General features: G+C 59.5%; 18 protein-coding genes. 13 read left to right on the top strand and 5 right to left on the bottom strand.

Features of this window, described 5'->3' with window-relative positions; genetic code table 11:
* The first annotated feature begins 6 nt into the window (after positions 1-6).
* From atpA to glmU, 5 genes are all read left to right on the top strand, one after another.
* Positions 7-1548, top strand: a complete 1542-nt coding sequence (atpA, locus tag AB5Y84_RS01930; RefSeq protein WP_005339342.1) for a F0F1 ATP synthase subunit alpha — start codon at positions 7-9, stop codon at positions 1546-1548.
* 43 nt (positions 1549-1591) lie between these two features.
* Positions 1592-2458 (top strand): F0F1 ATP synthase subunit gamma, encoded by an 867-nt coding sequence (gene atpG / locus AB5Y84_RS01925; RefSeq protein WP_005339343.1) that lies wholly within the window; start codon positions 1592-1594, stop codon positions 2456-2458.
* Between the two features lie 33 nt (positions 2459-2491).
* Positions 2492-3880 (top strand): F0F1 ATP synthase subunit beta, encoded by a 1389-nt coding sequence (atpD, locus tag AB5Y84_RS01920; RefSeq protein WP_005339344.1) that lies wholly within the window; start codon positions 2492-2494, stop codon positions 3878-3880.
* 18 nt (positions 3881-3898) lie between these two features.
* Positions 3899-4327 (top strand): F0F1 ATP synthase subunit epsilon, encoded by a 429-nt coding sequence (locus tag AB5Y84_RS01915; RefSeq protein WP_005339345.1) that lies wholly within the window; start codon positions 3899-3901, stop codon positions 4325-4327.
* Positions 4328-4422: 95 nt separating this feature from the next.
* Complete coding sequence (gene glmU, locus AB5Y84_RS01910) at positions 4423-5784, top strand: bifunctional UDP-N-acetylglucosamine diphosphorylase/glucosamine-1-phosphate N-acetyltransferase GlmU (RefSeq protein WP_368176265.1); 1362 nt, start codon at positions 4423-4425, stop codon at positions 5782-5784.
* A gap of 51 nt (positions 5785-5835) precedes the next feature.
* On the opposite strand, the gene creD is transcribed toward glmU, so the two are convergent.
* The 4 genes from creD to blrA all read right to left on the bottom strand — a co-directional run bounded on the left by creD (position 5836) and on the right by blrA (position 10300).
* Positions 5836-7212 (bottom strand): cell envelope integrity protein CreD, encoded by a 1377-nt coding sequence (gene creD, locus AB5Y84_RS01905; protein ID WP_368176264.1) that lies wholly within the window; start codon positions 7210-7212, stop codon positions 5836-5838.
* 120 nt (positions 7213-7332) lie between these two features.
* On the bottom strand, positions 7333-8127 hold the full coding sequence (gene blaOXA, locus AB5Y84_RS01900; RefSeq protein ID WP_368176263.1) for an OXA-12 family class D beta-lactamase: 795 nt from the start codon (positions 8125-8127) through the stop codon (positions 7333-7335).
* A gap of 80 nt (positions 8128-8207) precedes the next feature.
* Complete coding sequence (blrB, locus tag AB5Y84_RS01895; RefSeq protein ID WP_368176262.1) at positions 8208-9629, bottom strand: beta-lactam sensor histidine kinase BlrB; 1422 nt, start codon at positions 9627-9629, stop codon at positions 8208-8210.
* Complete coding sequence (gene blrA, locus AB5Y84_RS01890; RefSeq protein WP_368176261.1) at positions 9626-10300, bottom strand: beta-lactam response regulator transcription factor BlrA; 675 nt, start codon at positions 10298-10300, stop codon at positions 9626-9628. Before blrA ends, blrB begins: the two co-directional genes overlap by 4 nt.
* A gap of 122 nt (positions 10301-10422) precedes the next feature.
* Between blrA and AB5Y84_RS01885 the strand changes: the two genes are divergently transcribed.
* Positions 10423-11196 (top strand): DeoR/GlpR family DNA-binding transcription regulator, encoded by a 774-nt coding sequence (locus tag AB5Y84_RS01885; RefSeq protein WP_005339356.1) that lies wholly within the window; start codon positions 10423-10425, stop codon positions 11194-11196.
* 56 nt (positions 11197-11252) lie between these two features.
* On the top strand, positions 11253-13085 hold the full coding sequence (gene glmS, locus AB5Y84_RS01880) for a glutamine--fructose-6-phosphate transaminase (isomerizing) (RefSeq protein WP_368176260.1): 1833 nt from the start codon (positions 11253-11255) through the stop codon (positions 13083-13085).
* Between the two features lie 74 nt (positions 13086-13159).
* On the opposite strand, the gene AB5Y84_RS01875 is transcribed toward glmS, so the two are convergent.
* Positions 13160-13936: a LuxR family transcriptional regulator gene (locus tag AB5Y84_RS01875; RefSeq protein WP_005357256.1), complete on the bottom strand. Its 777-nt coding sequence runs from the start codon at positions 13934-13936 to the stop codon at positions 13160-13162.
* Between the two features lie 210 nt (positions 13937-14146).
* On the opposite strand from AB5Y84_RS01875, the gene AB5Y84_RS01870 reads away from it, so the two are divergent.
* The 6 genes from AB5Y84_RS01870 to AB5Y84_RS01845 are packed head-to-tail and all read left to right on the top strand — an operon-like array spanning position 14147 to position 18974.
* Positions 14147-14908, top strand: a complete 762-nt coding sequence (locus AB5Y84_RS01870) for a DUF3450 domain-containing protein (RefSeq protein ID WP_180349318.1) — start codon at positions 14147-14149, stop codon at positions 14906-14908.
* Positions 14905-16209 carry a MotA/TolQ/ExbB proton channel family protein gene (locus AB5Y84_RS01865; RefSeq protein WP_368176259.1) on the top strand — a complete coding sequence of 435 codons (1305 nt, stop codon included), beginning with the start codon at positions 14905-14907 and terminating at the stop codon, positions 16207-16209. Before AB5Y84_RS01870 ends, AB5Y84_RS01865 begins: the two co-directional genes overlap by 4 nt.
* A complete protein-coding gene (locus AB5Y84_RS01860) occupies positions 16206-16736 on the top strand; it encodes a MotA/TolQ/ExbB proton channel family protein (protein ID WP_368176258.1) in 531 nt (176 codons plus the stop codon). The genes AB5Y84_RS01865 and AB5Y84_RS01860 overlap by 4 nt, the downstream gene beginning before the upstream one ends.
* Positions 16733-17134 carry a biopolymer transporter ExbD gene (locus AB5Y84_RS01855; RefSeq protein WP_005339369.1) on the top strand — a complete coding sequence of 134 codons (402 nt, stop codon included), beginning with the start codon at positions 16733-16735 and terminating at the stop codon, positions 17132-17134. The genes AB5Y84_RS01860 and AB5Y84_RS01855 overlap by 4 nt, the downstream gene beginning before the upstream one ends.
* Positions 17131-17793 (top strand): energy transducer TonB, encoded by a 663-nt coding sequence (locus tag AB5Y84_RS01850; RefSeq protein WP_005339371.1) that lies wholly within the window; start codon positions 17131-17133, stop codon positions 17791-17793. The genes AB5Y84_RS01855 and AB5Y84_RS01850 overlap by 4 nt, the downstream gene beginning before the upstream one ends.
* A gap of 2 nt (positions 17794-17795) precedes the next feature.
* Positions 17796-18974, top strand: coding sequence for a hypothetical protein (locus tag AB5Y84_RS01845; RefSeq protein WP_368176257.1), 1179 nt, complete (start codon positions 17796-17798; stop codon positions 18972-18974).
* The last annotated feature ends 452 nt before the right edge of the window (positions 18975-19426 follow it).

The following is a 19426-nucleotide window of genomic DNA, read 5'->3' as shown; positions in this document are numbered from 1 at the left end:
TAGAGCATGCAACTGAATTCCACTGAAATCGCCGAGCTGATCAAGCAGCGCATTGCGCAGTTTGATGTAAAGAGCGAAGCGCGTAACGAAGGTACTATCGTCTCTGTGAGCGACGGTATCATTCGTATTCACGGCCTGGCTGATGCCATGCAGGGTGAGATGATCGAGCTGCCGGGCAACCGCTACGCTCTGGCATTGAACCTGGAGCGTGACTCCGTCGGTGCGGTGATTATGGGTTCCTATGACGGTCTGTCAGAAGGAATGAAAGTAAAAGGTACTGGCCGCATTCTGGAAGTGCCGGTAGGTCGTGGTCTGTTGGGCCGGGTGTTGAACACCCTGGGTCAGCCGATCGACGGTAAAGGTCCGATCGACAACGACGGCTTCTCGCCGATCGAAGTGATCGCACCGGGCGTTATCGAGCGTAAGTCTGTTGACCAGCCGGTCCAGACCGGTCTGAAAGCCATCGATGCCATGATCCCAATCGGTCGTGGCCAGCGTGAGCTGATCATCGGTGACCGTCAGGTTGGTAAGACCGCCATCGCGATCGACACCATCATCAACCAGAAAGATTCCGGCATTAAGTGTGTTTACGTTGCGATTGGCCAGAAGGCCTCCACCATCGCCAACGTAGTGCGCAAGCTGGAAGAGCACGGAGCTCTGGCCAACACCATCGTGGTGGTTGCCTCTGCCTCCGAAGCGGCTGCCCTGCAGTACCTGGCTCCGTATGCCGGTTGCTCCATGGGTGAGTACTTCCGTGACCGCGGTGAAGACGCGCTGATCATCTATGATGACCTGTCCAAGCAGGCCGTAGCTTATCGCCAGATCTCCCTGCTGCTGCGCCGTCCGCCAGGACGTGAAGCTTACCCGGGTGACGTTTTCTATCTGCACTCCCGTCTGCTGGAGCGTGCTGCTCGCGTTAACGCCGAGTACGTAGAGAAGTTCACCAAGGGTGAAGTGAAAGGCAAGACCGGCTCTCTGACCGCGCTGCCGATCATCGAAACCCAGGCGGGTGACGTATCTGCGTTCGTTCCGACCAACGTGATCTCCATCACCGATGGTCAGATCTTCCTGACTTCACAGCTGTTCAACTCCGGTATTCGTCCGGCGGTTGACCCGGGTATCTCCGTATCCCGTGTAGGTGGTGCTGCTCAGACCAAGATCGTCAAGAAGCTGTCCGGTGGTATCCGTACCGCGCTGGCCCAGTATCGCGAACTGGCTGCATTCGCCCAGTTCTCTTCCGATCTGGACGAGGCGACTCGCAAGCAGCTGGATCACGGTGTGAAAGTGACCGAGCTGATGAAGCAGAAGCAGTACTCTCCGCTGAGCGTGGCTCACCAGTCTCTGGTGCTGTTCGCTGCCGAGAAAGGCTATCTCTCCGATGTCGAGCTGAACAAGATCGTCGACTTCGAAGCCGCTCTGCTCTCTTACGCCAATACCCAGCATGCCGAGCTGATGGCTGAAATCAATGCCAAAGCCGACTACAACGACGCGATCGTTGGCAAGCTGACTGCGTTGCTGGATAGCTTCAAAGCAACCCAGACCTGGTAAGCGTGTGTGGCAGCGTGAGCTGCCACTTGATGGAGAGTAAGAGATGGCCGGCGCAAAAGAGATACGTAACAAGATCGGGAGTGTGAAAAACACTCAGAAGATCACCGGCGCTATGGAAATGGTGGCAGCAAGCAAAATGCGCCGTGCGCAGGAACGCATGTCTGCCAGCCGTCCGTACGCTGAAACCATGCGCAAGGTGATCGGCCATATCGCTCAGGGGAACTTGGAATACAAGCACCCCTACCTCATCGAACGTGAGGTCAAGCGAGTGGGTTACATCGTCGTCTCCACCGACCGTGGCCTGTGTGGTGGTCTGAACATCAACCTGTTCAAGGCTGCCCTCAATGATATGAAGCAATGGAGCGCGAAAGGTGCCAAGGTTGACCTGGCACTGATCGGTAACAAGGCCTCCAACTTCTTTGAACGGCACGGCGCCAAGGTTAAAGCTCATGTCGCAGGACTGGGCGATAGTCCGAGCGTCAATGACCTGATTGGTTCAGTCAAGGTCATGCTGAAGGCTTACGACAACGGTGAGATTGACAAGCTGTATCTGGTGTACAACAAGTTCGTCAACACCATGGTGCAGCAACCACGGGTCGATCAACTGCTGCCTTTGCCCGTAACTGAAGACAGCAAGCTCGCCAAGAAACACCACTGGGATTACCTCTATGAGCCGGATCCCAAGAAGCTGCTGGATACCCTGCTGGTTCGCTATGTTGAATCTCAGGTTTACCAGGGTGTAGTGGAAAACTTGGCAAGTGAACAGGCAGCCCGAATGGTTGCCATGCAAGCCGCGACTGACAACGCCGGTAACCTGATTAACGATCTGCAACTGGTATACAACAAGGCCCGTCAGGCCAGTATTACCCAGGAGCTGACAGAGATCGTATCCGGTGCTGCTGCGGTGTAAGGCAAGGGTTATCAAAGGTTTAGAGGATTTGACATGAGTAACGGTTTCATCGTCCAAATCATCGGCGCTGTGGTGGACATCGAGTTCCCGCAGAATGCCGTGCCCCAGGTGTACGATGCACTGAAGGTCGTTAGCGAAGGTCAAGGCCAGGGTCTGGTGCTGGAAGTTCAGCAACAGATCGGTGGCGGCGTCGTTCGTTGCATCACCATGGGCTCCTCCGACGGTCTGCGTCGTGGGTTGGAAGTAGTGAATAGCGGTAAATCCATCCAGGTTCCGGTCGGTACTGCGACTCTGGGTCGGATCATGAACGTACTGGGTGAGCCAATCGACGAAAAAGGTCCGATCGGTGAAGAAGAGTGCTGGTCTATCCACCGCGCTGCCCCCAGCTACGAAGATCAGTCCAACAGCAACGATCTGCTGGAAACAGGCATCAAGGTTATCGACCTGGTATGCCCGTTCGCCAAGGGCGGTAAAGTTGGTCTGTTCGGTGGTGCCGGTGTAGGCAAAACCGTAAACATGATGGAGCTGATCCGTAACATCGCGATCGAACACAGTGGTTACTCTGTGTTCGCCGGTGTTGGTGAGCGTACCCGTGAGGGTAACGACTTCTACCACGAGATGATGGAGTCCAACGTACTGGACAAAGTATCTCTGGTTTACGGTCAGATGAATGAGCCGCCCGGAAACCGTCTGCGCGTTGCGCTGACCGGCCTGACCATGGCTGAGAAGTTCCGTGACGAGGGTCGTGACGTGCTGTTCTTCGTGGACAACATCTACCGTTACACCCTGGCCGGTACTGAAGTATCCGCACTGCTGGGCCGTATGCCTTCCGCAGTTGGTTACCAGCCGACCCTGGCCGAGGAGATGGGTGTTCTGCAAGAACGTATCACCTCCACCAAGACTGGTTCCATCACCTCCGTACAGGCCGTTTACGTGCCTGCGGATGACTTGACTGACCCGTCTCCGGCGACCACCTTCGCCCACCTGGATGCGACCGTCGTACTGTCCCGTCAAATCGCGGCACTGGGTATCTACCCGGCCGTTGACCCGCTGGACTCTACCTCTCGTCAGCTGGATCCGCTGGTGGTTGGCAAAGAGCACTACGAGACCGCTCGTGGCGTTCAGACCGTACTGCAGCGCTACAAAGAGCTGAAGGACATCATCGCCATCCTGGGTATGGATGAACTGTCAGAAGAAGACAAACTGACCGTAGCCCGTGCCCGTAAGATCGAGCGTTTCCTGTCCCAGCCGTTCTTCGTAGCAGAAGTGTTTACCGGTTCTCCGGGTAAATACGTGCCGCTGAAAGAGACCATCCGTGGTTTCCAGGGCATCCTGAAAGGCGAGTATGACGATCTGCCCGAGCAGGCGTTCTACATGGTTGGCGGTATCGACGAAGTCGTCGAGAAATCCAAGAAACTGTAAGCCTCGACAGGAGGGCCCATGGCAGAGATGATCTCCTTTCACCTGGATGTGGTGAGCGCCGAAGGAAAACTGTTTTCCGGTCGCGTGCAATCCGCTCAGGTATCAGGCTCCGAAGGTGAGTTGGGTCTCCGCCACGGTCATGCTCCGTTGCTGACTGCCATCAAGCCGGGCCTGGTCCGCTTGGTGAAGCAGAACGGAACTGAAGAGGTGCTGTACATCTCCGGCGGTATGCTGGAAGTACAACCTGAATCCGTGACCGTGCTGGCGGACACCGCGATTCGTGCTGACGACTTGGATGAGGCGAAAGCCCAGGAAGCCAAGCGTGCAGCCGAAGAGCGGATCCACAGCTCCCATGGTGATATCGACTACGCCCAGGCCGCCACCGAGCTGGCCAAGGCGATGGCTCAACTGCGAGTCATCGATATCGTCAAAAAGAATTACCGCTAATAACGGTGATGTAAAAAGCGACCTTCGGGTCGCTTTTTTTTTACCCGTTGGATAGACTCCGCCGAGTATTTCCACACAAGTTCAAGGTCGAAGTCATGTCTCTCAACGTCGTGATCCTGGCTGCGGGTAAAGGTACCCGTATGCGCTCTTCCCTGCCCAAGGTACTGCACCCGGTAGCCAACAAACCCATGGTCTCCCATGTGATCGATACCGCCCGTCAGGTCGGTGCCGAGCAGTTGCATCTGGTTTATGGCCACGGTGCCGAGCTGCTGAAAGAGCGGATCGTGGCGGCCGATGTGAACTGGGTGCTGCAAGCCCAGCAGTTGGGGACAGGTCATGCGGTCGCCCAGGCCATCCCGTTCTGGAAGGATGAAGACGATGTGCTGGTGCTCTACGGCGATACCCCGCTGATCCAGCCCGAGACCCTGCAGCGACTGCTGGCTGCCAAGGCTGAAAACGGGATGGCACTGCTGACCGTGGTACTGGACAATCCTACCGGCTATGGCCGTATCGTCCGTGAAAATGGTCAGGTAGTCGGCATCGTCGAACAGAAGGATGCCAATGCCGAACAGCTGGCGATCCGCGAGGTGAACACCGGCGTGCTGGTGGCCAACGGCGGTCAGCTGCGCAGCTGGCTATCCCGTCTGGACAACAAGAATGCCCAGGGCGAATTCTACCTGACCGACGTGATCGCCATGGCGCACGGCGATGGCTGTCCGATCGCGGCGGTCCATCCGGAGCGTGCCGCCGAGGTGGAAGGGGCCAACAACCGGGTGCAGCTGGCTGCCCTTGAGCGCAGCTACCAGCAGATGCAGGCCGAGAAGCTGATGATCGCCGGTGCTACCCTGATCGACCCGGCCCGCTTCGATCTGCGCGGAACCCTCGAGATCGGTGAAGAGGTGGTGATCGACGTCAACGTCATCATCGAAGGCAAGGTAACCCTCGGCAACCATGTTCGTATCGGTGCCGGCAGCGTGCTGAAGGATTGCGTCATTGGCGATCACACCGAAGTGAAGCCCTACTCCATCGTTGAAGGGGCTCAGGTGGCGGATCAGTGTTCGGTCGGCCCTTTTGCCCGTCTGCGCCCGGGGGCCGTGCTGGAGCAGGATGCCCACGTTGGCAACTTCGTCGAGATGAAGAAGGCCCGTCTGGGGGTTGGTTCCAAGTGTGGTCACCTCACCTATTTGGGAGATGCCGAGGTGGGTGCCAAAGTGAATATCGGTGCCGGTACCATCACCTGCAATTACGACGGGGTCAACAAATTCCAGACCATCATCGAGGATGATGTGTTCGTCGGTTCCGATACCCAGCTGGTGGCGCCGGTGCGCATCGGCAAGGGGGCAACCCTGGGGGCAGGTTCCACCATCACCAAGGATGTGGCCGAGAACGAGCTGGTGATCACCCGGGTGCCCCAGCGCCACATCAAGAACTGGGCTCGTCCGGTCAAGAAGAAGTGATGCCCGATCAATAAAATAGAACCGGCGCCTGATGGCGCCGGTTTTTTTGGCTTATGCCTTATGGCTGGTGCCACTGGTCGATGACTGGGGGGTCGCCCATGTGGTGGCGGGGGCGCTATAGTCCATCACCTGATACCAGTCGAGCTTGCGGGTCAGCAGCATGATCAGCGCCAGGGTGGCGAACAAGAGCAGGGCCCCGAGCAGCAGAGCAATCTCTTCGGCCTGCAGCAGGCTGTAGAGGATGGCATAGACCAGCCCGAGCAGTGCCGCGAAACCGATCCCCTGTTTCGGGCCACCCAGCACATGACTGAGGTAGAAGCCGTTGAGCAGCACGCTGGCCAGTGCGGCCACCAGATAGGCCCAGCCAAAACCGAGGTGTTCGGTCAGCGCCAGCAGCACCAGATAGAAGATGGCCAGCCCCATGCCCACCAGCGCGTACTGGATCGGGTGAACCCGCAGCCCCTTGAGCAGCTCGAACATGAAGAAGCTGATAAAGGTGAGGCCGATAAACAGCAGGGCATATTTGGCCGCCCTCTCATTGAGTTGATAGTGATCCACCGGCTGCACCAGACTGACGCTGAAGGTGGAGAGATGGCTATCGCCCCCGTTCATCATCCGGTTGAAGCGGGTCTCCATGTCGCTGGCGAACCAGCTGGTTTGCCAGTTGGCCTCAAACCCTTGCGAGCTCAGGGTGCGACTGCCCGGCAGAAAGTCACCGATAAAGTTGGGGTGGGGCCAGTTGCCCGCCAGTTGCAGGGTGCTCTCCTTGCCCAGCGGGACTATGTCGAGGGCGTTCATCCCCTGTAGATTGAGCTCCAGATGGAAGGTGCCATCCTGCTGCGGCAGGCTGTCGAGTGGGGCATGGATACCCGCGAGCGCGTCACCGAGGCGGGCGCCGGGGGCAAACGGGATCCGCTGTGTGCCGAGTTGCAGTTCGGGGACGCTGTTGATACCGCGGGCATCGGAGAGCAGCAGGCTCAGGTAGGGTTTGCCCGCCACCAGCTCGGCCGTTTCACCGAGCGGTGAGGTCGCGTCATTCAGCAGACTCTGCCGGGTTGGCAGGCGGCCCGAGAGGGAGAGCCGGGTCTGATAGACCTGCGCCTGATAGATGCCCAGCTTGCGCGGGGTGACCTCCATGTTGGCCTTGATATCCAACTGCTCCGGCAGCAGGTAGCGGTAGATCTGCTCCTGACGGACGAAGCGCTTGCCCTCCTGCTCGACCGTCACCGAACGGGTATAGGGCTGCACGATAATGGGCCCCATCAGCCGTTGCGGGCCGCTGCTGCTGGCCATGATGCTGTGAATGGCCTGACTGCGGTAAGCCTGACGCTCCCGGTTGAGCTCCATGATGGATTGCACCGGCACCATCAACAGCAGGCTGAGCAACAGCAGCAGAAATATCTTGTGGGTGAATATCTGTTTGACCATGACACGTCTCCTTGTTGGATGGAGTGAGTCTGTCAGTCCGGCGTGAAGTGGTGATGGGCTTGTGTGAAGTGGTGGTGAAGGGGGATAAAAAAACCGGCATTGAGCCGGTTTCTGGAGGAATTACAGGGTCTTCAGCTTCCCGGGCAATGCGGCCAGCACCTCTTCTTTCGCCTTGATAGAGGCGAATTGCTTGCCCGGTTTCTGCACCACGGTATGAACGAAAATGAGCTGCTTGCCCAGTTTGCTGGCCCAGCCGACGAACCAGCCGATCTGCTGATCGCGGTTGAGGCTGCCATCCAGCTTCTTCGGGTAGCCCATGCCGGTCTTGCCGTGGATCTGCCAGCCGTCGATCTCGCTCACCTTGAGGATATTGGCGGTGTACTGCAGGGTCTGCGCCGAGACCGGAAGCTTGCCGCTGAGCATCTTGCCGAGGAAGCGGGCCTGTTCCTCCGGACTGATGGCGAGGCTGGAGCTGAGCCAGGCCTGGGTCAGGCCGTCATGTTTGCCCGGATTGCCGGAGAGATCCCGATTGCCGTAGTCGAAGCGGTCGACATATTGCTGGAAGCGCTCCATCCCCAGCCATTCGGTGATCTGCTGGGAGAACCAGACGACCGAGTAGGTTTCCCAGCGGCGTGGGGTAGTGGTTTCGCGCCAGGCGGGCAGCCAGCCATCGTAGTTCGGCTTGTAGGGCAGTGCCGGATGCTCTTCATCCACCAGATAGCCACTGTCGTAACCCATCAGCGCCAACGGGATCTTGAAGGTGGACGCGGGCGGCAGCTGGCTGGAGCAGTCCCCTTCACTGGAGAGGGTCTGGCCGTTGCCGTCAGCATAGAGAAAACAGCCGCTGGCGGCGGAGGCAGGCAGGGCTGCGAGCAGACCGGCAGCCAGCAGGCTGGAGAGAAGCAGGCGGGACATAGCATTTCCTTGAGCAAATGGATGAGAGAAAGCGGCAGTCTAATGCCGCTTTGTGTGGGGAATGTGAAGTTGCGGGGGGGCTAGGCGAACGGCAGCCAGAGTTCCGCCAGCGCGCCCCCTTCCGGCCGGTTGCTCAGGGTCAGACGGCCGCCATGCTGGTGGGCCACCTCATGGGCGAAGCTGAGCCCCAGACCGCTGCTCTTGCCCTTGTCCGGGCGCGGCAAGGAGTAGAAGCGCTCGAAGATGCGCGGCAGGGCGTAGTCGGGAATGCCGGGGCCGCTGTCGGTGACCCGAAAACAGTAGCCCTCCTCCTGCTGGCTGCCGCTCAGGGTGACCTGCCCGTTGGCGGGAGAGAAGTCGATGGCGTTGTCCAGCAGGTTGCCGATGGCCTGCTCCACCAGCAGCGGATCCCACTTCTGTTTCGGCGCGCTGGCCAGCTCGGCCACCAACTCGACCTGACGGCGCTGGGCGATGATCTGGCGGGCGTCGAGGGTGCGCTTGCCCAGTTTCGCTGGCTCCACCGATTGGCGATCCAGCCCCTGCCCCGACTCCAGCCGCGCCAGTTGCAGCATTCGCTCGATCAGCTGCTGCATGCGGGCACTCTCCTGATTGATGTTGCCGATAAAGCGTTTGGCAACTTCGGGGGGCGGCGTTTCGGCCAAAATCTCCCCTGCCCCGCGAATAGCGGCCAGCGGGCTCTTCAGCTCGTGGGTCAGGCTGTGCACATAGGCTTCGATGTAGCTTTTGCCATCGAGCTGGTGGCGCATGGTCTCCAGCGAGCGGCCGAGCCGATCCAGCTCGACGGTGTGCAACTGCGGCAGCGGTGCCGCCTCCCCCTTGCTGACCGAGTCGGCGTAGTGCACCAGCTTGCCGATGGCGCGGTTAAGCCACCACACCAGCAGGCTGCCGATCAGCAGCGAGATGAGCAGCATCTGGCCGCCGGCCCGCAGCAGCTCCTGTTCCCCCCGCTCGATGGCGGGCATCAGGGTGCGATTGGGTTTGGCGACGGTGAGGGAGCCGATGATCTCGGCCCCTTCCCGCAGCGGAGCCGCCACATACATGGTCGAGCTGGTGGCATCATCGGGATCGGTGCGGGTGCTGCGGGCGCCATACTGGCCGCGCAGGGTGCGGTAGACATCGTTCCAGCGCGAATAGTCCTTGCCCAGATCCGTGCCGTCGGAGTCGTAAATCACCATGCCTTGCCGGTCTGTCACATAGATGCGGTACTCCGCCTGCTGCTTGAGATGGCCGTCGATCATCGCATTGATGGGATTCTGGTTGAGGCGGGCGAAGGCGCTGGCCAGTCGCCCGTTCATCATATTGTCCTCTTGCAGATCATCGAGCGCCAGCGGCGCCAGCAGCTGGGTCATGTCCACCAGGGTATCCTCGGTGGCGCTGCGCACCCCCGGTTTGATCTCCTCGACGAAGATCTCCAGCACGAACCAAGCGGCCAGCGCGAAGATCAGCAGCAGGCCGAACAGTAGTTGCAGCCCGAGTCTCATGCCAGCTCCAGGCTGTAGCCCAGTCCGCGATGGGTGAGGATCAGGTTGGCCTCGGGATCATGTTCGCGCAGCTTGGCGCGGATGGTCTTGATGTGGGTATCGACGGTGCGATCCAGACTCTCCTCCGCATCCTGCCACACCAGATCCATCAGCTGCTGGCGGGAGTAGACCCGCCCCGGCGCCAGCATCAGGGTCTTGAGCAGCAGATATTCGTAACGGGTGAGGGCCAGCGGCTGACCGCGAAAGTGAATGCGGGCACGCTCCTCATCCAGCACCAGCAGGGCGCTGGACTGGGGGGCGACGGGTTGGCTGCGGCGCAGGATGACCCGCACCCGGGCACACACTTCCCGTGGCGAGAAGGGTTTGGCCACATAGTCGTCGGCACCGATCTCCAGCCCGATCAGCCGGTCTATCTCCTCGCTGCGGGCGGTGAGGAACATCAGGGGAATATCGGTCAGCGCCCTTACCTGCTTGCAGAGTTCGAAGCCGCTGATGTCGGGCAGCCCCACATCGAGGATCAGGAAGTCGGGTCGCGTCTGTTTCAGTCGTGTCAGCAACTGTTGGCCCAGCATGAACCACTCCACCTCGAACCCGTCGGTCTGCAGGGCGTAAATCAGGGTGTCGGCGATGCTGGCCTCATCCTCCACCAGCCATATGACTCTCTTTTGCATGGCATCCTCGTCGCAAATTGGCACCCCATTCTGGCATCGAACCAAATCGGATCCTATTTGCTGTTTTATTTTTCCGAAAAAGGGGCTAATATTTCGATGTTCTTTCGAATCGAAACTTAAAAATGACCAAACGTAATACTCAACAACGCCGCCACACCATAGTGACCCTGGTACAAGAGCAGGGTGAAGTGAGTGTCGACGCCCTCGCCAAACACTTTTCTACCTCCGAAGTGACCATCCGTAAAGATCTGGCCGTACTGGAGACCGGCGGTCTGCTGCTGCGTCGTTACGGTGGCGCCGTCCCCTTGCCGAGCGAGATGGTGGTCGAGGCCAATCCTGAACAAGTTTCGAACCGAAAGTTAGCCATTGCCCGTGCGGCGGCCGAGCGGCTGCGTGATCACAACCGCGTCATCATCGACAGCGGCAGCACCACCAGCGCCATGATCCCCATGCTGGGCAACAAGCGCGGCCTCATCGTGATGACCAACTCCCTCAATGTGGCCGGAGCCCTGCGCGAGCTGGAAAATGAGCCTACCCTGTTAATGACCGGTGGCACTTGGGACCCTCACTCCGAATCCTTTCAGGGGCAGGTGGCGGAACAGGTGCTGCGCTCCTACGATTTCGACCAGCTCTTTATCGGTGCCGACGGCATCGACCCGGAGCGTGGCACCACCACCTTCAACGAGCTGGTGGGCCTGTCGCGGGTCATGGCCGAGGTGTCGCGGGAGGTCATTGTGATGGTCGAATCGGAAAAGATCGGCCGCAAGATCCCCAATCTCGAACTTCCCTGGTCGAGCATCCATACCCTGGTGACCGACGAGGGGCTGGCCAGCGAGGCCAGAGAACAGATTCAAGCCCAGGGGGTGACGCTTATCTGCGCCCCGGTCACTTGCTGACATCGAGCTCTGAACCATCCAACTGACTTTACGATTTGCATCTCAAGGAGAAGTGTATGTGTGGCATCGTCGGGGCTGTCGCCCAACGTGATGTGGCTGAAATTCTGGTAGAGGGCCTGCGCCGTCTGGAGTACCGCGGTTATGACTCTGCCGGTGTGGCCGTGTTCAGCGCCAACCAACCGTTGCAGCGGGTTCGCCGTCTGGGCAAGGTGGCCGAGCTGGCCAAGGCGCTCGACGAGCAGTCCGTCCATGGTGGTACCGGCATCGCCCATACCCGCTGGGCCACTCACGGCGAGCCTTCCGAGCGCAATGCCCACCCCCACGTCTCCGAGTATATCGTGGTGGTGCACAACGGCATCATCGAGAACCACGAAGAGCTGCGGGAAGAGTTGAAGGCGCTGGGTTATGTGTTCAGCTCCGACACCGATACCGAGGTGATTGCCCATTTGGTCCATCACGAGCTGAAGAGCGCCGGCAGCCTGCTGGCCGCCATGCAGACTGCGGTGAAGCAGCTGCGCGGTGCCTACGGTACCGTGGTGATGGACAGCCGCGACGACAGCCGCGTGGTGGTGGCCCGCTCCGGTTCACCGCTGGTGATCGGCCGCGGTATCGGCGAGAACTTTATCGCCTCCGACCAGATGGCGCTGCTGCCGGTGACCCGTCGTTTCATCTTCCTGGAAGAGGGTGATGTGGCCGAAGTGACCCGTCGCGATGTGCATATCTTCGATACCAACGGCAACGCCGTGGTGCGCGAAGAGCAGGAGTCCGAACTCTCCCACGATGCCGGTGACAAGGGTGAATACCGTCACTACATGCTCAAGGAGATCCACGAGCAGCCCAAAGCGATCACCAACACCCTGGAAGGGCGTCTGGGCAGCGATCACGTGGTGGTCGAATCGTTCGGTAACGGCGCGCGCGCCATCTTTGACAAGGTGGAGCACGTGCAGATCGTCGCCTGCGGCACCTCCTATCACTCCGGCATGGTGGCTCGCTACTGGTTCGAAGAGATCGCTGGCGTCTCCTGCGATGTGGAGATCGCCTCCGAGTTCCGTTATCGCAAATCGGTAGTGCGCCCCAACAGCCTGCTGGTGACACTCTCCCAGAGCGGCGAGACCGCCGATACCCTGGCCGCACTGCGTCTGGCCAAGGAATCCGGCTACATGAGCTCGCTGGCTATCTGCAACGTGCCGGGCTCCTCGCTGGTGCGTGAATCGGATCTGGCCTTTATGACCCGTGCCGGTGCCGAGATCGGCGTAGCCTCCACCAAGGCGTTCACCACCCAGCTGGCTGGCCTGTTGATGCTGGTGGCCTCGGTCGGTCACTGTCGTGGCCACCTGAGCGCCGCCGCCGAAGCCGAACTGGTCAAGGCGCTGCAAGCCCTGCCGCTGCGTATTAAAGAGAGTCTGGCGCTGGCCAAGGATATCGAAACCCTGGCCGAAGAGTTTGCCGACAAGCAGCATAGCCTGTTCCTCGGCCGTGGCAGCCAGTACCCCATCGCCATGGAGGGGGCGCTCAAGCTCAAAGAGATCTCCTACATCCACGCCGAAGCTTACGCCGCTGGCGAACTGAAGCACGGCCCGCTGGCGCTGATCGATGCCGAGATGCCCATCATTGTGGTGGCGCCGAACAACGATCTGCTGGAGAAGCTCAAGTCCAACGTGGAAGAGGTGCGCGCCCGTGGCGGTATCCTCTACGTGTTCGCCGATGCCGACACCGGCTTCAAGAGCGACGAGACCATGCGGGTCATGAACCTCAACCATGTGGAAGAGGTGATCGCCCCCATCGTCTATACCGTGCCGCTGCAGCTGCTCTCCTACCACGTTGCCCTGATCAAGGGCACCGACGTCGACCAGCCGCGAAACTTGGCAAAATCGGTGACCGTTGAGTAAGTCACTATCTGATAAGTCACTTTCTGAAATGAAAAAGAGCCGCAATCGCGGCTCTTTTTGTTGCTGCTGAGGGGTTACGACAGCCGCAGGTTGGTGATGGTGACCTCGTCGAGGGAGGGCACTATGATGCCGCTGGTGATCCCTTTGGCGATGGCCTGACTGCGGTTCTTTGAGTCGGTCTTGTTGGTCACCTGGGTCAGGTGGAAGTTGACCGTCCGCTCACTGATGCCGAGGATGGTGGCGATCTCCCAGGAGGTCTTGCCCTCGCTGGCCCAGAACAGGCACTCCTTCTCCCGATCCGACAGTTCGGTCAGGTATTTCATCATATCCGGTCTGCTTTTTATCAGTTGCAGTGCGGAGTTGAAGATGTAGCTGGCGCAGAACGACAGCAGCGGAACATTTTCAAACATCAGATCGGAGTTGGATTTCTCCTTGGTGATGAATGAGAGGATGCCGTGCTCCCCCTGCGGGGTGTGCAGCGGAAAGGAGACGCCATTGCGTACCCCGAAATCGGCGGCCAGGTTCATCACGTCGCGGCTGGCGCTGGGCAGCCAGGGCGAATCGCAGTCGAGCTTGTTCCAGAAGATCGGCTGGGTCTGTTTCAGCCCCAGATAGACCACCGGATCCTGGGTCAGATACTGGTTTTCGCTGTAGGCGTCAAACCAGGTGGTCGGACAGTTGTTGAACAGTGCCACGTGGGATTTTTGCATGCTGATGGGGAAAATAATCAGCAGCCGAAAGTAATCGAAGCCCATTTGATGACTGAAGCGCTCCAGCAGTTGCTGGATATCGCTGGTTTTTGTTGCCTTGGTGAACTTGTCTATATGTTCCCAGATCGCATCGTTGAGCATTACTTTCTCCTTTTTCGATCTCTATCACGCTGATCGAAAAGATTTTTTCTCGTTATTTATATTTGTGCGGTGGCTATTGGCGCCACTTATTCCGTGCGTGCTTAAAAATTATCCTGTTTTTGTGCATAAAGGCCAAGAAAATCCTCTCGTTGCCAGTCCGCCCTGCATTTGAGATAATGATAATAGTTATCATTAGTAAGATATATTTCAATGAACAAATTATGGGGTGTGGCCCTGCTGCCACTGTCAGTCCACTTTGCTGCCATCGGGGGTGAGCTGGTTGCTCCCGCCCTCAAGAACAGCATAGCTGCCGGGAAAGCCTCCCAGCAGCGGGTGGAAAAAGCCGCCGATGCCGCCGTTGCCGCACGACTGGAGCTGCAAAATGCCCAGCTGCAACTGCGCGACCTCGAAGCCTACAACCGCTACATGCAATCTCTGGTGGCCGATCAGCAAAATGAGCTGGGTAAATTGAGCCAGCAGCTGGAAGCGGTGCAAGAGACCCGTCAGGGCTTGATCCCGCTGATGTTGCAGATGCAGGCAGATCTGGAACAGCTGGTGCAAAACGACATTCCGCTGCGCAAGGAAGATCGTTTGGCGCGGGTTGAACAGTTGAAAGCGACCCTGGCTCGCGCAGACGTTAGCGAGGCGGAGAAATTCCGTCAGCTGCTGCAGGCCTATCAGATTGAAGCCGAGTACGGCAGCCGGATGGACAGCTATTCCGCCGAGCTGGAGCTGGATGGTGCTCCGCGTCGGGTCGATGTGCTGGCGTTGGGTCGGGTCTCCCTGCTGGCGATGACGGCCGATCGTAGTCAGGCATGGCGCTGGTCTGCCGAGGCTAAGCAGTGGCAAGCCCTCGACAGCCAGTGGCTCTCCCCCATCGCCGAGGCGATGGATGTGGCCGCCGACAAGAAAGTTCCCCAGTTGCTCAATGTCCCCCTCTCTGTCAGCCGCAGTCAGGAGGCCCAATCATGAGAGTCACCATGAAGTGGTTCCCCCTCCTTATTGCCCTCTCCTGCGGTACCAACACCGCTGTCGCCGATGAGTGGCAGCAGCAGGAACAGGCTCGTGAACAGCAGGCTCAGCAAGATCTGGCGACCGTTGCCAAGGAGCTCGGCACTGCCCGCGCCAGACTGGCCGAGGCCCAGCGCCTGAGCAAGGAGCTGGCCGGCAAGTTCGCCAGCAACGAGAAGCAGCTGGTCGAGCTCAACGCCCAGTGGGAGCAAGCCTCCGGCGACATGAACGAGATCTTCGCGGTCACCCGTCAGAGCGCCAGCGATGCGGTCAAGCTGCTGAGCGAATCCGCCGTCGAGGGCCAGTACCCGGAGCGTCTCGCCCCGCTGAAAGCCATGGCACAGGATAAACAGGTACCGGATCGTGCCGCTCTCGCCCTGCTGCCCGCCACGCTGCTGCAGGAGATCCGTGAATCTGGCCGGATTGCCCAGTTCAACGGCAAGGTGCTCGATGCCCAGGGGGCTGCCAGCGAGCAGTCGCTGACCCGGGTTGGCAGTTTTGCCCTGCTGGGGAGTGACGGCTTCCTGCAACCGACAGCCGAAGGCTTGAGCCCGGTACTGGGTCTGCCCGGTAGCGTGCTCTCTGCCGTTGCGGCTTATCAGGGTCAGGAAGGGGAAGCGCTGCCGCTGGATCCTTCTCATGGCACTCTGCTGGCGATGCTGGCACAGGCGCCCACCTTCTGGCAGCAGGTACAACAAGGTGGTCAGGTCGGCGCCATTATCGTGCTGCTGGCCGCCATCGGTTTGGGTATCGCTGCGGTACGGCTGTGGAGCCTCTCCCGCGAACTGAGTCGGGTGCGCCGCCAGCTCAAGAGCGGCGAGTATCACGCCGACAACGCCCTTGGCCGGGTGCTGACGGTGGCAGAAAAACACCCCGAGCTGAGCATGGAGACCCTCGAGCTGCGTCTTGATGAGGCGATCCTGCAGGAGACCCCTCGCATGGAGCGCGGCATCGGCATGGTCAAGGTGATCGCGGCCATCGCCCCCATGTTGGGCCTGCTCGGTACCGTGACCGGGATGATCGGTACCTTCCAGGCCATCACCCAGTTTGGTACCGGCGATCCCAAGATCATGGCGGGCGGCATCTCCATGGCACTGGTCACCACGGTACAGGGTCTGGTGGCGGCTATTCCGCTGATCCTGGCCCACAGCCTGCTGCAATCGCGCTTCACTGAGCTTTCCAATGTACTGGAGCAGCAGGTGGCCGGCATTCTGGCCGAGCGCGCCGAGAGCAATAACGGCGGGATGGAGCGAGCAGCATGATGCTCGACATCTGGCAACAGCTGCAGAGTTTCATGGGCCGTGGCGGCCCTGTGCTCTGGGTCATTCTGGCCTTGCTGGTGCTGATGTGGATTTTGATGATCGAGTGGCTGCTCTACCTCAATCTGGGTTTTGGCCCCTTGCAGCAACAGCTGCTCGGCCGCTGGCAGGCCCGCAGCGAGCGCCACAGTTGGCACGCCCGGGCGATCCGCAGCCGCTGGCTGGCGCAGGCAGAGCTGGAACTGAACCGTCATCTGATCTTCATCCGCACCCTGGTGGTGCTCTGCCCCATGCTGGGGTTGCTGGGCACTGTGACCGGCATGATCGGCGTATTCGATGCGTTGGCCGCGGCCAACCGCTTTAACCCGGAGAGCATGGCGGGCGGGATCTCCCGCGCCACCATCCCCACCATGGCAGGCATGGTGGTGGCGCTCTCCGGCGTGTTGTTACTCAGTCGGCTCGAGAGTCAGGCCAAGCGTGCGCTGGCCAAGACCCGGGACGGCCTGCGAGAAGAGAAGGTAATGCAATGAGACGGCAATCCAAACGCCAGCGTGACGAAGTGCAGATCGACATGACCCCCATGCTGGATATCGTGTTCATCATGCTGATCTTCTTTATTGTCACCACCTCCTTCGTGCGTGAAGCCGGGCTCGAGGTACACAGACCTCAGGCCAGTCAGGCCAAGGCGCAGAAATCTTCCAGCATCATGCTGGCGATCGGGGCTCAGGGTCAGATATTCCTCGACCGCAAGCAGATCGATGTGGAGCGGGTACAGGCCACCATCGCCCGTCTGCTGGCAGAGCAGCCCGATGCCAGCCTGGTTATCCAGGCCGATGAGCGGGTGCCCCACGGCAAGGTGGTGCGGGTGATGGATGAGGCCAAGGCGGCGGGTATCGCCAATATCGCCGTGGCGGTGGCGCCGAAATGAAATACAAGCTGATGAGCCTGGGGCTGGGGATTGCCCTCAGTCTGGGCATCCTGCTGTTTATGGCCACGCTGGTTGAACCGCCCCGGGGCGAGAAGGTGGCGAGCGAACAGAAGCCCATCGTCATCAATATGCAGAACGAGGTGACCGAGGTGCAGGTGCGCGAGCGTCCGGTGCCGCAGGAGCCTGAACCTCTGCCAGAGCCTCCCGCGGCATTGGCCTCGACACCGCTGCCGATGCCTGCCGCGGCTCCCTTGGCGGCCGTTGAGCCGAGTCTGGATCTGGTTTCCAGCCTCAGCGCGGTGCAGGTCTATGCCCCCGGTGTGGCGACCAGTACCGCACCGGTATTGAGTGGCAACTACCACGGCCAGCAGCAGGGAGCGGGTATAGGCGCAGGTGACATGCTGATGCCGCTGCAACGGATCGAGCCGGTCTACCCCTATCGTGCCCAGCAGTCAGGGATCGAAGGATTCGTCACCCTGCGCTTTAGCGTGAATGCCGAAGGTGGCGTGCAGGATGTGGAAGTGGTCGAGGCCAAACCCAAGCGTCAGTTCGAGCGGGCGGCCATTCAGGCGATCAACAAGTGGCGCTATCAGCCGAGACCGGGCGCCACCGACAAGCTGGTGCAAGTCATCACGCTCAAATTCAAACTGGAGTCATAACTATGTTGCGGATCTGGATCTGTCTGCTTGCCCTGGTCGGCCAAGCCTGTCTGGCGATGGAGGTCAGCCCTCACTTCTCCCGTCAGCTTGAACCCGTGATGAAGCTCTATCAGTCCGGTCAGTGGCAACAAGCCCAGAGCAAGGCATCCGGCCTCAAGCCAAATAGCGATGCCGAGCGTGCCTGGCTGGCGCAGTTGCAAGCCTCGCTGGCGGCCAATCTGCAACAGACCGCCCAGGCGAGCCGTTATGTCGAACAGGCCCTTGCCTATAAAGAGTGGCCCGAGCAACAACAGCTCCAGCTGCTGCGACTGCGCGGCGATATTCAGGCCCAGCAATCCAACTGGTCTGGTGCCATCGCCAGCTACAAGGCGGCTTTGGCACTCAAGCAAGACGATGCACTACGCCTGCGTCTGGCCGGCCTCTATTACCACAACAAGCAGTACGGTGACGCCGCCAGCCAGAGCGAACAGTTGTTGAAGAAGGGTTGGCAGAAGCAGGCCGCCATTATTCGTCTCTCCGCCCTCACCGCTCAGCAACGTTATGGCGTGGCGGCCGATCAGGCGGCCGAGTTGATCAGCCACGAACCCAAAGAGAGCAAATGGTGGCAACAGGCGGTATCGCTCAACCTCTCCGCCAAACGTGGGGATCAGGCGTTGGCGCTGCTGCAGACTGCCATCGACAGAAAACTGATGGATGACGCGTCAGCCCGCAACCAGCTGATCCGCCTCTATGCCTGGCAAGGGCTGCCTTATCGTGGTGCCCGTCTGCTGGAAGCGGCCATAGCCAAGGGACAGATGAAGCAAAGTGCTGAAAACCGCCAACTGCTTGCCCAATTGTGGGAAGGTGCCCGGGAGTGGTCACAAGCGGTCGATAGCTGGCAGCTGCTCGCCAACCAGCACGGTCAGCCCAAAGCCGCTATGCGCGCCGCCGAACTGCTGCTGCAACAGGGCAAGACTGATGCTGCCATGACCCAGCTCGCCGCCATCAAGTCGGTAAAAGGCGAGCAAGGCAATCGTGCCAAAGCGCTGCTGGTGCAGGCACACCTTAATAAGGAGCAGTATGCCCAGGCGCTGGAACTGGCACGTGAGCTGCAGCAACAGGATAACTGGCAGCAGAAGGCAACCAGCTGGGTCAACTATATCCGGGCACAAAGCGAAGAGTTGAGCAAAAAAGCGGCGTAAAAGAGGTGCCAAGGGGCTGTTTTGGGGCGTTCAGTTCGCTTTTTCAGCAAACGAACGCATTTTTGCAAAAAGCCCTTGTCATCCCGGCGCGGCTCCCTATAATGCGCACCTACCAGCACGGCGGAACACGCCGAACTGATGAGCCAGCTTCCTAGCAAAGTGGGCGCCGAAAGAAAAGCGAAAACAATCGCTTGACTTTCGAAGTGAGAAGCGTAATATGCGCCTCCTCAACGCGACAAGCGTGACGCTCTTTAACAATTTGAATCAAGCAATCTGTGTGGGCACTCACAGCATAGAACATCAAAAACAATTTTTGATTTTCAATGTCTGGTGAAGTGACCAAGGCGATTTCTTAGTAATAAGAAGTCGAACAGTTTATTTCAGCAATTCATTGAGCCGCTTTTCGAAGCAACCAAACTTAAATTGAAGAGTTTGATCATGGCTCAGATTGA

Source organism: Aeromonas sp. s11 (genome assembly GCF_040907945.1).
GTDB lineage: Bacteria > Pseudomonadota > Gammaproteobacteria > Enterobacterales > Aeromonadaceae > Aeromonas > Aeromonas veronii.
Note: the sequence above shows the minus strand (reverse complement) of the source record. Positions and strands in the feature narration are given on the sequence as shown.